The organism is Bacillus sp. MYb78, from assembly GCF_002975115.1.
In the GTDB taxonomy this organism is placed as follows: domain Bacteria; phylum Bacillota; class Bacilli; order Bacillales; family Bacillaceae_G; genus Bacillus_A; species Bacillus_A cereus.
Map to the genome: position 1 here is coordinate 55,717 of NZ_PCOB01000021.1, position 15,329 is coordinate 71,045.

Genomic DNA, 15,329 nt, shown 5'->3' on the forward strand with positions numbered 1-15,329 from the left:
GAATGTGGAGATGGGTCTTTCTAATCAAAGTAACCGATAACTAGCCCCTCCTAAGCCCCTTGCAAGCCCCTACCAAGTAATAAATCACTAAGAAAAAACATAACAAAACAAAAACAACAACAAACACCGTAGTAGTAGTCAAAAAAAATTTAAAATAACACGCCAAAAACCCGACTAACCTCCCATATATATTATGAAGAGGTTTTTATTTTGAACGGAGACGGGAGGAATTAGGATGGCGGTGTATCGTAATGTGCAGGTGAATTTTTGGCAGGATGATTTTGTTTTGGATTTGACGCCGGAGGAGCGGTATTTTTATGTTTACTTATTAACTTGTTCGAAGACGACGCAGTGTGGGATTTTTCCTTTTCCGAAGCGATTAGCTGAGATGGAGACTGGTTATAACCGGGAGACTGTTGATAAGCTTGTGCAGCGCTTTGTTGATTATGGGAAGATTCTTTATGATGCGGATACACGGGAGTTATTCGTTTTAAATTGGCTTCGTTATAATCCTGTGACGAATACGAATGTGGAGAAGTGTGTACTTCGTGAGCTTAAGGGTGTGAAGAATAAGGAGTTTGTACATATGTTTCTTCAGAAGTGCACTGAGGAAGAGCTGAATGTTCCGATGCTTTTAGCACATTTCGGTATGCCTGATGATTTGGCTGTGGATGATGTTGAGCCGATTTGTGAGGAGACAGAGGAAGAAGAGGTTGTAGAGGAAGAAAAGGGAAGTCGTGTGTTTTCTTTTTATGAGCAACATTTCGGTAGTTTGTCTCCTTTTGCGGTGGAGGAACTGAGTGCGTGGATGGAAGATTTGTCAGAGGAGCTTGTGCTGAAGGCGCTTCAAATTGCGTTTGAGAATAATAAGCGGACGATTGCTTATGTGAAGGGGATTTTGAGAGGATGGCACGGGAAAGGGTTTACGAAAGTGTGTGAGGTTGAGGCGGATACGGCTAAGTTTCGGAAGAAGGAGTTGTCTGTTAGTACGGGGGAGACGGAGGAGTTTTTGGCGAGGTGTGAGGAGTGGGAGAAGAATGCGCCGTCAGAGGAAGAGTTGCAGCGCTTTTTAGCGGAGCGCGGGTGGCGGCCATGAGTATTCAAAATGTGGAGGCGGAGAAGACGGTGTTAGGTTCTCTATTAATTGATGGAGAGCTTATTAAGGAGTGCCGTTTGACGGAGCAGTATTTTTCTATGCCAGTACATAAGTCTATATTTCAGTTAATGCGAAAGATGGAAGGAGAGGGGCAACCGATTGATCTTGTGACGTTCATTTCTCGGGTAGATCCGAAGTTTTTAGAGGGAATCGGGGGAATGGAGTATTTTATAGGGTTAATGGATGGTGTGCCTACAACTGCCAACTTCTCTTATTATGAGGGGCTTGTTCGAGGTGCCTGGAAAATGTATCAGGCTGGTGTTCTCGGGCACAAGATGGGAGAGCGTCTTATTGCGGAGAAGAGTGAGAAAGTTATCGGTGAGACGATTACGGCACTTTGTGAGTTAGAGGAGAAAGACTCTGTATGTGAGTTTGATTTGAAGGATGCGCTAGTTGATTTATATGAAGAGCTTCATCAAGATGTGAAGGAGATTACTGGTATTGAGACTGGTTATACATCGTTAAATAAAATGACGTGCGGATTGCAGGAAGGTGATTTTGTCGTTCTTGGTGCGCGTCCTTCTATGGGGAAGACTGCGTTTGCGCTTAATGTTGGATTGCATGCGGCGAAGTCTGGAGCGGCGGTTGGATTGTTTTCGTTAGAGATGAGTAGTAAGCAATTGTTAAAAAGGATGGCATCTTGCGTAGGTGAAGTGTCAGGAGGTAGGCTGAAAAATCCGAAGCATCGTTTTGCGATGGAAGATTGGGAGAAGGTAAGTAAGGCGTTTGCGGAGATTGGTGAGTTGCCATTTGAGATTTACGACAATGCAGGTGTTACGGTGCAAGATATTTGGATGCAAACCCGTAAGTTAAAGCGGAAACACGGTGATAAAAAGCTTTTAGTCATTGTAGATTATTTGCAGCTCATTACGGGCGATCCGAAGCATAAGGGTAATAGATTTCAAGAGATTAGTGAGATTTCTCGTAAGCTTAAGTTATTAGCACGTGAATTAAATGTTTGTGTAGTAGCGTTATCACAGTTATCTCGTTCTGTAGAGTCGCGGCAAGATAAGCGTCCGCTTTTATCAGATTTAAGAGAGACCGGACAAATTGAGCAAGATGCGGATGTCATTATGCTTATGTATCGAGAGGATTATTACGATAAGGAAACAGTGCAGAAAGAGATGACGGAGATTCATGTGGCGAAGCACCGGAATGGGCCTGTGGGGAGTTTTAAGCTGAGGTTTTTGAAGGAGTTTGGGCGGTTTGTGGAGAGGGAGAAGTAGTGAGAGGAAGGTGTTTTGAAAATAGCATGTGCATGTGAACCAAAGTTGTAACGCTAATTTTATAAGTTATATAATAAAGAAAATGGTAACTAATAGTTAAGGGGGATTAGCTATTGGCAGGGAATGATATTTCTTATCATAATAAAGATATTCTGATGAAGTTTTTAAGTGAATGTTATAGGGATAAAGGGCTTGAAGCATATGGGTTAAAAGGTTATCCAAGAATAAAAGAATTGTTGCTAAATGAATTTTCGAGAGTTCGTGCAGATCAAAGGCGCTCAGATACTTTATTTGAAATGGAAGATGGTTCAATTTTAATGTTAGAGTATGAAAGTAATACCCGTTTCCTCGAAAACCATTTGAAGTATATGGATTATGCGAATCAAATTATGTATCGTTACTATAATAAGAGGAAAGAGTTACCGGATATTCGAATCGTAGTTATTTATACAAGTGAGGTAATGAATCCTATAGAAGAAATAGATGTATGTAGTATACGTTTAAATTCTAAAGCGGTTTTACTAAATGAATACAATGGTGATGCCATTCTTCAAAAGATTATTAGAAAAATGGAAGAAGGAAAATCTTTGACGGATGAAGAAACCATGAAATTAATACTTGTACCACTTATGCATAGTAGAGAGAAAAGACAAATTTTAATTGAAAAAACGATAGAAGTAGCAAAGTGTATCTCCGATGAGCAAGAACAAATTCAAGTTATTGCTGGGATTCTTGTAGCTACAGATAAATTTATTGATGAAGACTACGCGAAAAAGGTAAAGGAGTGGTTACGGATGACAAAAGTAGGTCGTTTATATGAACAAGAGAAGCAAGAAGAAATTGATAAAGCACTTTCGGCAGCTGGAATGCTTTTTAAAGGAATGAGTGTAGAAGAAATAGCTAAAAAATTAGATGTAACAATTGAAAAGGTGAAAGAGTGGGAGAAGCGTTTATCTCATTAATCGCTGGGGTAATGGCAGCGTCTGTATAAATTTATACAAAAATAGCCGAATATTTACTATATAATAGTCGACTATTTTTGTACGGAGAAGTTGTTAGGTTTAATACGCAAATCTTTTGGTTTGCTCTTGAATATATTCCTCATTTCCCCATAAAGAAAGATTTTCTCTCTGCAGTAATCCATTGCTGCAAATCATCTTGGCTACGTCGGACAAGTCGATTTACTAAAACATCATGCCATACATAATCCTCTAATAAGTATATATGAACGGGGTCATCTGTATAAAAAGCAATATTACGCTCTTCAAGTGATGGTCCATAAATCATCTCTTTAGAATCTATCGATACAATAAACCAATGTTCTGTAGACAAGGTTTCTGTATAAGGTGTTATGCGATGGGCTTCTAGATTTTTAATGGGATTTTCAACATGTAGGGTAATACCTTGTATTGTAACTTTATCAGCTACTTCAGATAGATCTTCTTTTAACGCTTCATACATCTCATCCCACATTGAAATGACAATACGTCGTTCTGCTTTTTTTATTAATGCCTGACAATAGCTAATGATTGTTTTATTGTCTTTTAAAGTAATCACTCGATTATCCGTTTTTTCCTCGGAAGTTTCTAGTGTTTTTAATGAATCACTGATTCCTTCATAAGTAGACTGCCATTCTGATTGCGCCTTCTGTAAAAAGATTTCAACAGGTAGAGGTGAATAGCGAGTGGTGTCATTTATTTCTTCCTTCATGACAATTCCTTTTTCTACAAGGTTACCTAAAATCTCATAAATTCGCGCTCTTGGGACACCCGAATCTTTACTCACTTGGTAGGCTGTGACAGGCCCTTGTTTAACAAGAGATACATAAGATTTAGCTTCATATTCATTGAAACCAATTTTTTTAAGCTGTTGCACTATGTAGTCCACTTTTTTCGTCCTCCGATGTTTGCTTTTATCCCGCTTTAACGGGCAGTAAGACTCCCACCTCAAAATTCAGCGGAAGCAAAGAAGTTAGGTGGGGGTCGGGCTGCCCGTAAAAGCCCGATTGGTTCAACTAATAATCAGTGGCCCCACTGATTAAAGTTTCACTTTATATTTCAACGTTACAATAACTGTTTACATTTAGCAAATTATTAGTTACTATTCGAATAGTGACTAAAGGGGAGGTTAATAGTATGGATTTTTATTTAGACCCATCTGTATTAATGATTTTGATTGTTTTTGGATTTGTAGCTGCATTTATTGATTCAGTTGTAGGTGGTGGTGGACTCATTGCTTTACCAGCTTTATTATTTACAGGACTGAATCCAGCAAGTGCAGTAGCTACGAATAAACTAGCGTCGACAATGGGAAGTGCAACTAGTAATATTGTGTTTTATCGTTCTGGTAATCTTGATTTGAAATCGGCGTTTAAATTAGTTCCGCTCACTTTCATAGGTTCCATAATAGGGGCATGGACCGTTCATTTAATGAATCCAGAAGTACTGAAGCCATTGATGTTGATTATGCTTGGTGCGGTCGCTATTTATACGATATTCAAAAAGGATTGGGGTAGTATTTCCACTCATAAGAAATTGTCTGGTCGACACGTCATTATTTTTACCTTTTTTATTTTTGCTATTGGTTTTTATGATGGATTTCTAGGTCCTGGAACAGGCTCGTTTTTAATGTTTTCTCTTTTATTTATTGGATATGATTTTTTAAAAGCAGCAGGTAATGCGAAGTTTCTTAATTTAGGAAGTAATGTTGGTGCATTGTTGATGTTTATGTATGTAGGGCAAGTAAACTATGCATATGGTTTTATAATGGGGATTGCTCAAATTGCTGGAGGGATTGTTGGCTCCAAATTTGCTATAAAAAAAGGAAGCGGGTATGTTCGTGCCCTTTTCATTACAGTAACTTGTTTATTGTTAGCGAAAAATCTGTATGACTATATTCAGTAAGTAATTAAAGAACGTAGAAAAGGTCAAGTATGCAAACTACATCGAGTATAAGAAGATACTAAGGAGAGATTCCTTTTAACATTTTTTAGATGCTACCTTGTTTGAAGATAGCATCTAAAAAGAAAATCTAAGTGAAGAGAATGAAAATAATATAAACTCATATTTTTCTGGGGTATGTTTATTGATTATATTGAAATGTTTACTCTATATTCTTCTTATAATTAGGCCTCAACAAACTCTTAAAATCCAACTCAGCAATTAACACACTCAATAATATAAGCGTAGCCCCTAAGTATCCTTTTCCTGTCAGTGTTTCGCCTGTGAAAACGAAGGCAAAGCCTGCGGAAAAGACAGGTTCTAATGAAAAAATAAGACCTGTATGGGTAGGTGTAGTGTATTGCTGGGCAATTACTTGCACGATGAATGCGACTGCGGTGCAAAATATGCTTAAAGCTAATATGATTAGCCATGAGTCGATCGTGCTAGGAAGTTTTGGTGTTTCTATAATGAATGAGAAAATAAGACTAAATAGGCCGACGAAACCGAGTTGCACTACTCCAAGTGCAATGGAATTCACATGTTTCGTTACGCTTCCAGTAATGATGACGTGGATCGCATAAAACAGGGCAGACAGTATGCAAAATATATCGCCGTTACCGATTTTGAATTCGCTAGTTAATGTTAATAAGCCGATTCCTATTATCGTTAAAATGATTCCTACTATAACTTTCTTTTCTGGAATGTGTTTTAAAAATATAGCTGATAATATCGGAATGAAAATGACTGTGAGACATAGTAAGAAACCAGCATTAGAAACACTTGTATACTTTGTACCGAAAGTCGCGAAAATGTAAACGATAAATAAGACAGAAGCGAGTATAAATGCATATTTTACAGTTTTAAAATCGATCTTAAATAAATGTTTGTAAAATATTAAACCTGATAAAAGAAAAGCGATAATAAATCGTAATGCGATTAAATTATATTCTTCTATGCCATCAAGTCCAAGCTTTGTAAGTAGGATGGATGCACCCCAAAAAAATGTAACTAGTAGTAACATTAAATCCGCTTTTAATTGTAGTTTCATTTCTATTCCCTCGTTATGTATAAATTTTATAAGCCCATACCCCTATCCCCATTATTCATTTTAATATTAATTCTGAATATTTGTAACTTAAATTTATCGACGTTTTATTTCATTGATTTAATGTTATCCGCCGCGAAAACATTAGCGGAGTTAAATCCAAACATGACGTTCATTTACGTATCTGGTAGCGGAACAGACAGTACAGAATCAAGACGTACGATGTACGTGAAGTTTCAGCGTATTTTTTGCGGAAGCAACTTCTGGGTAAGGACAACAAAAAACCCACTCCGCGCCGTAGGAAGCAAAAGGGTGGGTTTCGTAAAAAATAATAACGTATAATAACCACCACCCTATACGGTAGCAGTTAAGGAAGAGATGTTAGCGCATCTCTTCTTTTTATTATATGCCAATTTATTCGCTGTTACACTTATATAGTATTCTACGGAAAATATATCATATTCCTATTTTGTGGTCAATTTGATCCCGCTTTAACGGGCAGTAAGACCCCCACCTCAAAATTCAGTGGAAGCAAAGAAGTTAGGTGGGGGTCGGGCTGTCCGTAAAAGTCCGATTGGTGAGGGCTGATTAAAGTTTCACTTTATTGCATGATTGAAAAGGTGTAGTCTTATTCCTTTTCAAACTGAAAAATATCCCGATTAATAAGTTGATGGAGATACCTATCCATTTCAGCAGCAGAAACTTTTCTTTCACTTTTAAACCACCATGCGCTTAATGAGGTGATTGCCCCTGAATAAAATTCAATGATTAAATCATTGGGCATCGTATGATTTTTGTGCAGTTGATTTAACGCTTCTATTTCTTGTTTTCTCGTTTCGTGACTTAAATGCTGTGTTCGGTTAATAAATTGTTCATCAGACATTTGCGTTTCTAATATTTTACCGATTTCTTCATGGTGTAGAAATTGTTCCATTACTTGAAATGGTTTACTTAATCGATCTGAAACCGGTATTTCAGCAATCATCTTGCTGTATCGTTTAAATCCAAATGTTAATAAAGCATCTTTATCTTCGAAGTGTTTATAAAAGGTTGTTCGGTGTACCATTGCGCGGTCACATATTTGGTTAATCGTGATCGTACTATATTTCTGTTTTGATTGCGTCATTAATTCAAATAAGGAATCCCACAGTAATTTATGTGTACGTCTAATACGTAAATCAAGTTGTTTTTCACTATCGTTCATCTACAATTCTCCTTTTTTGTAGATTAAATATACAGTGGTTGAAAATTGATTCTCCCTTTTTAATCTACATATGTATATTATATTACATGTGTTCCGGTGTATTTAAAGTTTTTTAAGTAAGAAACAGGAGGAGAATCTGTAAATGAATATGACAACTAAGAGCCCTACAAGTGGCAAAGTTGATACTTCTAATTTGAAACATACCCCCATTTTAATTGCATTACTTTTAGGTGCAATGGTTGCATTATTAAATGAAACATTACTTGGAAATGCGTTAACGGTATTAATGAAAGAATTTGACGTAACGGCTTCAACGATTCAATGGCTTTCTACAGCATACATGTTAGTAGTTGGGGTTTTAGTTCCAATTACAGCATTACTTCAGCAATGGCTCACAACGAGACAAATGTTTTTGATCGCTATGGTAACGTTTTTAGTCGGTACATTAATTGCGGGATTCGCACCGACATTTTCCGTTTTATTAATTGGCCGTATCGTCCAAGCTGTAGCGACGGGGTTAATTACACCGTTATTAATGAATACGATTTTAATCATTTGTCCACCTGAAAAACGTGGTGCGACAATGGGATTAATCGCACTCGTGATGATGGCAGCTCCGGCAATTGGCCCTACATTATCTGGAGTAATTGTGGATTCATTAAATTGGCGCTGGTTATTCTATATTGTTATTCCTATCGTGATTATTTCCATTATGATTGGGATGAAGTACATTCAAAATGTTTCAGAATTAACAAGGCCAAAAGTAGATTACCCATCTATCCTTTTATCGACATTAGGATTTGGCGGGCTTGTGTATAGCTTTAGTGCATCGGGTGATTTAGGATGGTCCGATGCAAAAGTGTATGGCACTTTAATTGTTGGGCTTATCTCATTATGTATTTTTGCCGTTCGACAATTGAAAATTGAGAATCCAATTTTAGAATTACGAGCATTTAAAGTTCCGATGTTTACATTATCAGTTGGATTAATTGTCATTGTGATGATGTCGCTATTTTCAACGATGACTTTATTACCGATGTTCCTGCAAACCGTTTTACTCGTTACAGCTTTTAAATCAGGAATTATCATGCTTCCGGGAAGTGTTATTAGCGCCATAATGGGACCAATCGCAGGTAAACTATTTGATAAATTTAGTCCGAAAGTTATTATCGTTCCCGGCATTGTCTTAGTAGGAATTGCAATGTTCTTATTTAAAGGCATTACTCCTGATACATCAATGGTACAAATTATTGTCATGCATAGCGTATTAATGGTTGGACTCATGTTTGTCATGACAGCACAAACATACGGTTTAAATCAATTAACACCAGATTTATATCCGCACGGAACAGCACTATTTAGTACGTTGCAACAAGTAGCTGGTGCAATTGGTACAGCTATCTTTATTTCGAAAATGTCTTCAGGAACAACTAAGTATATGGAAAGCTCCGCAAATCCACTGGATCCAGTAGAGAAGTTAAACGGTTTAACGTCAGGGTTCCAAGGTGCATTTGCACTTGGGTTAATCTTTATTATTGTTGCATTTATCGTATCGTTATTCTTAAAAGAAGAGAAAGAAGGAGTAAAGGCAGCGAGGGTTTTACAGAACGAACATTAAGGTTTATATAAAAAAGACATCTTTCCCTAGAAAAGATGTCTTTTTTATATTTTTTTCGTAACACTTGTTTTGGGTGTCTTTATACATAAGAATTGGTATGTACAATAATTATCCTTTTTGAGAATAAGGATGCAAAGCCGTACTAATAACTAATAGTTCACCAGATGATTTAGTGACATCGTATATAGATCCTGTTATGAGAATAGGCATAGTCATGATTATGAAGTTATTATATTTTTATTAAACGATTTACACGTTTTTTATAGTAACAATTAGAGACTCTTCAATAAAAAGGAATTTAATATGGTATTCTTTAGTTAATATATTTAAACGAAGACAGGGGAAATGAAGATGGACAAGAAGCTAACGTATTGGCTAGCATCTATTATAGGTGTAGTAGTACTTGCAACTGGTATGACTTATGGAATGTTACAGTTTGCTGAAGTCCCGCTTGAGAGTGAGGACCATGTTTTTGCAGAGGTTAATAAAGAAGACATACTATCGAATGAAGCAGAAGTGAAAGGCTCAAATGCACAACTTCACATTACAGTAACTTCTACTGAAGAAGAAGTGATTTCAGCTATGCACAGCATGACTCATCAAAAAGTAAAAGCGTGTGAAGGAAAGGGAGCAACCCCTATGTCCAAAAAGAATGCAGAGAAAGTAAGAAACATTCTAAACGGAAACAATTTCAAGAATAAAGAAGAGCTATTAGAAATTACTGAAAGATGGGCAAATAGAGATTTTAGTAAAATTTTAGAAGAACATAACTATTTTATTAAACTTCAAGGTGGCAAGATAGGTGAAGCTACAGTAATGGATAAGATAGACGAGCAAGTATTCTGTCTCAATACTTTCGGTGATGATGTAACGGCCGCATTAGTTAAATCGGGAGATCTTCAGCCACGTTAAAGTGTCTTTCTCAATTATAAGAAAAGCCTCAAGTATTCATATACTTGAGGCTTTTCCAATGGAAAGATAGGAATGATCCGAATTCCTTACATTAAGAACAAAGTGGAATTACTCCTAAACCAATTAATAAAGCTGCAGCAACTGCTGGAATTGGTACAGGAATTTGAATACCTTCTACAAACAAGAAATACTGACCACTTACTATTTTAAAACAAACTAATTGCATGGCTATTCCTCCCTTCTTTTAGAATTAATACATTATATTAATTTATCTATTTATTGTTATAGTTGAATTATTCATTTTTAAAAATATAGTTAATATGTGAATAGTTTTCGAAAGGACCTGCTCAATCAATACGAAAAAACATAAGATGAAACGAATCCATTAAAATACATGAGTGAACCTTAGTTTTCCCCTCTTATCTAAAGGAGGAACTATTATGGGTTATGGTGGTAGTTGTGGCGGTTGTGGCTTCTCGGGAGGCTTTGCTTTATTAGTTGTGTTATTCATTTTATTAATCATCGTTGGAGCTTCTTGCTTCTGCTAAAAACTATTGGAAAAGACACTCATATAGAGTGTCTTTTCTTTCGTGCAAAATGATTCCTGATAATATCCAACTGTATATAGTATACGGTATATTTTTCCTCATTAGACATGTAGAATTGTAATAATTACATTAACACCAGGAGATACAAAAACTTTCTTACTTGAGGATGTTTTCAAAGTATTACTGTCTCAAATGCTACTACAGCTAACGCTTTACTGATTCCATTATTTATCCAACAGATAACATATATTTGTTGTGATAAATCAAATTCATATTACTGTGAGAATAGTGATTATGGTTATTAGTAGTTATTAAAGAGGGCCTTGGCTCTTTTTTTATTTTCTTTCGACATAATATGACAATATACGAATTAATAGTTTGGTATTATTATCTAGAAATCTTACATTTATCTACAAATTATTATTGTATTTTTAATTTTTTAAATGTAAATACATACCATTTAGGGGGATAAAGAAATTTATGAAAAAATTATTAGCTTCAGCAACAGCGGTAACACTATTAACAGTGGGGTACAGTTCTTCTGCATTTGCAGCTAAGAGTCCTAATGATACAAAAAACTGTGGCCATTTTAAAAGTCAACAAGATGCTCAAGCATTCTGGGATCAAAATGGATATGGTGTTGGAAATGATCCGCACCGTTTAGATAATGATAAAGACGGCATTCCATGTGAAGATTATAAATATCCAAAGAGCACAAATACTACAACAGAAAATAAAGAAACTACTAAACCTCAAGAACAACCTAAACAAGAAAATACTAAACAAGAACCTGTTAAACAAGAAAACACTAAGCAAGAGAATTCAAAACAAAACAACCAAACAACAAATAATAAACAAGAACAAACTAAGCCTCAAACAACTGTAAAAGAAACAAAGAAAAATACTAATACAGTTGTGAAAAAAGAAACGAAAAAACAAGGTGAAAAATTACCTAATACAGCATCAAACGGTGTTACAATGATGTTAGCAAGCTTAGGATTAGCATTAGCTGGATCTGTATTAATGTTCCGTCGTAAAAAGACAAACGCATAAAATAGTTCCTTAAAACGGCAGGAGAAATCCTGTCGTTTTCAAATGGAGTGATAAAAGTGAATAAAAAACAATGGATAGGCTTATGTTTAACTGTTATTGGACTTACTATCTTTTCCTATTATTTTCTAGAATGGTATAGTGCTAGACAATCAGCAGAGTCGTTGACAACTAACGAGGCTAAACAATATGAGACCTCCACACCTTCTAAAGAAAATGAAAAGCAAAACATCAATCAAACAGAGACAGAGACAGAGACAGAGATAAAGACTGACACTTCATTGCAAGAAGAACCTGTACAAATTCCCGCTTCAAAGGTAAACCATCAGTTAGGAGATAAAGTAGCATATTTAATTATCCCTAAAATACAAAAGAAATACTCTATATATTGGGGAGCCGATGATAAAGTACTAAAAAAGGGTGTAGGTATGTTTGTTAGTGACTTAACTACTACACCATCTGGAAATGGCCATACAGTTTTAAGTGGACATAGAGATACTGTTTTTACCGAGCTTGGTCAATTAAAGGAAAATGACCAACTTATCGTGGAATATGAAAATAAAACATATACATATGAAATTAACAAGCATTGGATAACAGATTCAGAAGATCGAACAGTTATTGTAGAAAAAAGTGAGCCGACATTAACATTAACAACTTGTTATCCTTTTGACTATATAGGAGACGCTCCAGATCGGTACATAATTGAAGCATCTCTACTTTCCATTCATTGATGAGGATGGAAAGTCCAATACACATTAGTAAAATTAAAGTGGTTATCGAGTCGGAGAAAGGCACCTTAGAGTGTCTTTTTTTATGTAATTTAGTTGCCAATATGGAAAGTTTGTTATAGTTTTTTGTTTAGCGTGATTTTTTTCGAAATGCTGGCGGCACCCCATCGCTATCAACCTAACAGAACAGGTTGCTCCCAAAAGTTTTTTATACAAAATAACATCAAAAAATACGTCTTGAACAAGCGTTAAAAAAGAAAGCTGAAGGGCAAGTATACCCTTTTGGAATCTTTTTAAGAGAAAATGATAAAATGAAGATAATATTAGGAAATTGTGGGGATGATTACGTTGCTTACTTTAATAAAATTTGTAGTTAGTTATGCTGCAAGTCTATTTGCTTTCATTTTTGGATGGTTCTTAATTTCATATATTTTTAATCCTAGCTTTATTCACCCGGACGTTTTACAGGGTTTCATAAAAACTATCGTCACTTATGGTAGTATACCAGCTCTTATAGCTTGTTTACTTGGGGAAGTTTTATATAGGAAAATTAAACGATATCGAGAGTTTCAATTTGGAATTCCTTTATTTATAGGACTAGCAGTTATCTATACACTTATACCATTTCTTTTTCTTTTTAATTTTTCTTTTTCATATTTCTTTGACTTCGTTGCACCTGTTATTATGGGTTCCTTAGCGTTTTATTTAGTACGTAGAAAAATATAATTTTCGTTTTGATGCATTATAATAGCTATCTCTGAATCGCCAGTTTCAAAAAGCCTTCACGCAATGATAATTGCATGAAGGCTTTTGATGTTTTCTTATTTTTTTGTCTCGTTAACCCATGTAATAATGTCCTGGATGACGTATTCGGGAACGTTAGCAGGGATTTCGTATTCACTAGGAAGACTTAATTCTCCGTCACCCTCCGTGAAGAAATGATTCAATTTCGGGTATTTTTTGAACTGAACATTCCCGCGGTTTGCAAGCCCTTCTTGCCATTTTGTATATTCATTTTTTACTGTTACTTGATAATCGCGTGCTCCTTGCAAAATGAGTAAAGGCTCTTTTCGTGATTTTGCCTCTTCAACTGGACGCCACCTAGAAACATCATACATAAAATGAGGTGACCCAAAATTGTAGCCAGCTGGAGGATGGTCAGGATTGAAAGTAGGATCCTGAATAAAAGCAGCCTGTCTTTTTAGTTCATCGATTTCTTGCTTTGACGCCCCAAGGTATTCATACTGATCAATGGCAATGTCAGTCAAAGGGCGTGCAGGTGGTGCGAGTAAGATACTTCCTCGGACAAGTGAGGAAGGCGCTTTGCTCAGTATACGCGGCATTGTGCCGGCTCCTAGGCTATGTCCAAGAATGAAAATATTATTTGGATCAATGCCTTCCTGCTGCGCTGCTGATTTTGCTGCATAGATAGCATCATCTGTAGTGTCACGGTCTAACGTAACGGGTTCTGCACTCATCTTTAATGCATGTTCTAAGGTGCGTTTTTCATAGCGCAACACTGCAATTCCGTTGGATGAAAGGCCCACCGCAATGTCTCGTAAGATTTTTGTTCCCATATATGTGCTATCGCGATCATGGATGCCAGCACCATGAACAAGAACAACTACGGGCAGCTTTTCACCAGGCTTATGTTTCGGAACTGTTAATGTGGCTGGTAACGGATAGGTAGAATTTCCAATGACGATTTCACGTTCTTGATAGGAGTCAGGTTGATCATAGCTAGGATGGGGGATGGTAAAAGATTCCTCGGGTGGCCTTTCTCCAATTTCATCTACTTTCCCGCCAGGTGTGAATTTAAGGAGTAGCGGTATGGTAGTTCCTTCGGTAGCTGCTGGAATTTCTACCGTCTGATGGACCAAGTTTTGTTCTTTTATCACGGGGGTTCCCATGCTTTTTATCCCGCTCCAGCCACTTTTTGTCCACCAGTTTTGTAATGTGGTTGCTGTAAACTTAGATTGAAAAGCAGTAGACGTCAACTGGAGTGCCTCTGCATACTTACCTTGCTGGAGATATTCAAAAAATAATGATGTACGCTCCGTTAAAGAGACTAGTTTCTTTTCAGCAGATTGTTTCTCACGTGTATCTGCGTGAATAGTTGTTGTAAGCGGGAAAGATGAAACGCCTAAAGAAAAGAGTAGGGTAAAGGTAAGTACTGATCTTTGTATTTTCTTTTTTTTATTCATGTTTTAACCTCCAATATGTGATGGTAAAAAACAGGTAGGGTAATTAGGGTTCTGGTGCGAAAACTTAAAAATATTTGCAAGCAATCTCCAAAACTTGGACATACTCATATTATTATTCTAAAAAAACGTAGATTTCTTCTCTTGTCACATGCATATTAATCCCAGAAATAATCTTTCTTCCTTCACTTTATATTTTGATTATACGAAACAAAGTTCTCGTTTTTCTTACTTGATACTTACAAATTCCTTAAGTAGGGGATATTTTAAAATCTTAGCTTGATCAATATGTAGAAGTACTCCTATGTTAAGAGATAGCTTAAGGACCAAGGATTATATTGTTTTTATGAAGAGTTGATGTTATGTTTGTTTTGTAACATATGGTGTTTTATGTATGTAGGAGGATTTATTGAAGAAATTATTAATATTTTTTTTATTAGCTACATTTTGTCTACAGATTACAGGATGTTCTAATAATATGGGTACACTAAGGGAGAAGTCTAAAACTTCAGCACCTGTGAAGTCTAAACGCATCAATAAAGGGTGGTACAAACATATGTAATAGTTTGTATCACCCTTTGTTGATGTTAGAAGTCATAAAGAAAAGGTTGTAGATATTTTTCATAAAGAAAAGACACCCTAAGGTGCCTTCCTTCGACTTGAACCATCTTAATTTTAATAATATATTGGACTCCC

16 protein-coding genes and 1 pseudogene are annotated in these 15,329 nt (G+C 36.1%); 12 read left to right on the forward strand and 5 right to left on the reverse strand.

From position 1 onward, the window contains the following. The first annotated feature begins 235 nt into the window (after positions 1-235). From CQ064_RS26730 to CQ064_RS26740, 3 genes are all read left to right on the forward strand, one after another. The gene (locus CQ064_RS26730) at positions 236-1,096 is read left to right on the forward strand and encodes a DnaD domain-containing protein (protein ID WP_000312064.1); all 861 of its coding nucleotides are present in this window, start codon (positions 236-238) and stop codon (positions 1,094-1,096) included. After that, complete coding sequence (gene dnaB / locus CQ064_RS26735; protein WP_000027306.1) at positions 1,093-2,382, forward strand: replicative DNA helicase; 1,290 nt, start codon at positions 1,093-1,095, stop codon at positions 2,380-2,382. The genes CQ064_RS26730 and dnaB overlap by 4 nt, the downstream gene beginning before the upstream one ends. Before the next feature lie 113 nt (positions 2,383-2,495). After that, the gene (locus CQ064_RS26740) at positions 2,496-3,344 is read left to right on the forward strand and encodes an RpnC/YadD family protein (RefSeq protein WP_000908110.1); all 849 of its coding nucleotides are present in this window, start codon (positions 2,496-2,498) and stop codon (positions 3,342-3,344) included. Positions 3,345-3,483: 139 nt separating this feature from the next. On the opposite strand, the gene CQ064_RS26745 is transcribed toward CQ064_RS26740, so the two are convergent. Beyond that, positions 3,484-4,269, reverse strand: a complete 786-nt coding sequence (locus CQ064_RS26745; RefSeq protein WP_000384612.1) for a TrmB family transcriptional regulator — start codon at positions 4,267-4,269, stop codon at positions 3,484-3,486. Between the two features lie 248 nt (positions 4,270-4,517). Here CQ064_RS26745 and CQ064_RS26750 point away from each other — a divergent pair, with 248 nt between their 5' ends. After that, entirely contained in the window at positions 4,518-5,285 is a 768-nt protein-coding gene (locus CQ064_RS26750; RefSeq protein ID WP_000348455.1) for a TSUP family transporter, read from the forward strand. A 199-nt stretch (positions 5,286-5,484) separates the two neighbouring features. Here the strand turns inward: CQ064_RS26750 and CQ064_RS26755 are convergent, their stop codons facing one another. Next, the gene (locus tag CQ064_RS26755) at positions 5,485-6,372 is read right to left on the reverse strand and encodes a DMT family transporter (RefSeq protein WP_000776058.1); all 888 of its coding nucleotides are present in this window, start codon (positions 6,370-6,372) and stop codon (positions 5,485-5,487) included. Positions 6,373-6,534: 162 nt separating this feature from the next. On the opposite strand from CQ064_RS26755, the gene CQ064_RS34185 reads away from it, so the two are divergent. Beyond that, positions 6,535-6,711 carry a hypothetical protein gene (locus CQ064_RS34185; RefSeq protein ID WP_235201583.1) on the forward strand — a complete coding sequence of 59 codons (177 nt, stop codon included), beginning with the start codon at positions 6,535-6,537 and terminating at the stop codon, positions 6,709-6,711. A gap of 286 nt (positions 6,712-6,997) precedes the next feature. Here the strand turns inward: CQ064_RS34185 and CQ064_RS26765 are convergent, their stop codons facing one another. After that, entirely contained in the window at positions 6,998-7,573 is a 576-nt protein-coding gene (locus CQ064_RS26765) for a TetR/AcrR family transcriptional regulator (RefSeq protein WP_000999971.1), read from the reverse strand. A gap of 142 nt (positions 7,574-7,715) precedes the next feature. Between CQ064_RS26765 and CQ064_RS26770 the strand changes: the two genes are divergently transcribed. Together CQ064_RS26770 and CQ064_RS26775 are read left to right on the forward strand one after the other, a co-directional pair. After that, a complete protein-coding gene (locus CQ064_RS26770; RefSeq protein ID WP_001057560.1) occupies positions 7,716-9,191 on the forward strand; it encodes an MDR family MFS transporter in 1,476 nt (491 codons plus the stop codon). A gap of 351 nt (positions 9,192-9,542) precedes the next feature. Then, positions 9,543-10,103, forward strand: a complete 561-nt coding sequence (locus tag CQ064_RS26775; RefSeq protein WP_000358715.1) for a PRK06770 family protein — start codon at positions 9,543-9,545, stop codon at positions 10,101-10,103. 91 nt (positions 10,104-10,194) lie between these two features. On the opposite strand, the gene CQ064_RS34190 is transcribed toward CQ064_RS26775, so the two are convergent. Further along, positions 10,195-10,329, reverse strand: coding sequence for a hypothetical protein (locus CQ064_RS34190; RefSeq protein ID WP_001177693.1), 135 nt, complete (start codon positions 10,327-10,329; stop codon positions 10,195-10,197). 214 nt (positions 10,330-10,543) lie between these two features. Between CQ064_RS34190 and CQ064_RS26780 the strand changes: the two genes are divergently transcribed. From CQ064_RS26780 to CQ064_RS26800, 5 genes and pseudogenes are all read left to right on the forward strand, one after another. Then, positions 10,544-10,651 carry a YjcZ family sporulation protein gene (locus tag CQ064_RS26780; protein ID WP_000540375.1) on the forward strand — a complete coding sequence of 36 codons (108 nt, stop codon included), beginning with the start codon at positions 10,544-10,546 and terminating at the stop codon, positions 10,649-10,651. Between the two features lie 480 nt (positions 10,652-11,131). Beyond that, a complete protein-coding gene (locus CQ064_RS26790; RefSeq protein ID WP_000734541.1) occupies positions 11,132-11,704 on the forward strand; it encodes an excalibur calcium-binding domain-containing protein in 573 nt (190 codons plus the stop codon). 56 nt (positions 11,705-11,760) lie between these two features. Further along, entirely contained in the window at positions 11,761-12,435 is a 675-nt protein-coding gene (locus tag CQ064_RS26795; RefSeq protein WP_001036097.1) for a class D sortase, read from the forward strand. A gap of 188 nt (positions 12,436-12,623) precedes the next feature. Then, a pseudogene (locus tag CQ064_RS33940) lies at positions 12,624-12,746 on the forward strand (GNAT family N-acetyltransferase); the annotation flags it as partial. A gap of 25 nt (positions 12,747-12,771) precedes the next feature. Then, positions 12,772-13,158, forward strand: a complete 387-nt coding sequence (locus tag CQ064_RS26800; RefSeq protein ID WP_000631595.1) for a hypothetical protein — start codon at positions 12,772-12,774, stop codon at positions 13,156-13,158. Positions 13,159-13,253: 95 nt separating this feature from the next. Here the strand turns inward: CQ064_RS26800 and CQ064_RS26805 are convergent, their stop codons facing one another. Next, positions 13,254-14,636 (reverse strand): alpha/beta hydrolase, encoded by a 1,383-nt coding sequence (locus CQ064_RS26805; protein WP_001035281.1) that lies wholly within the window; start codon positions 14,634-14,636, stop codon positions 13,254-13,256. Positions 14,637-15,329: the final 693 nt, after the last annotated feature.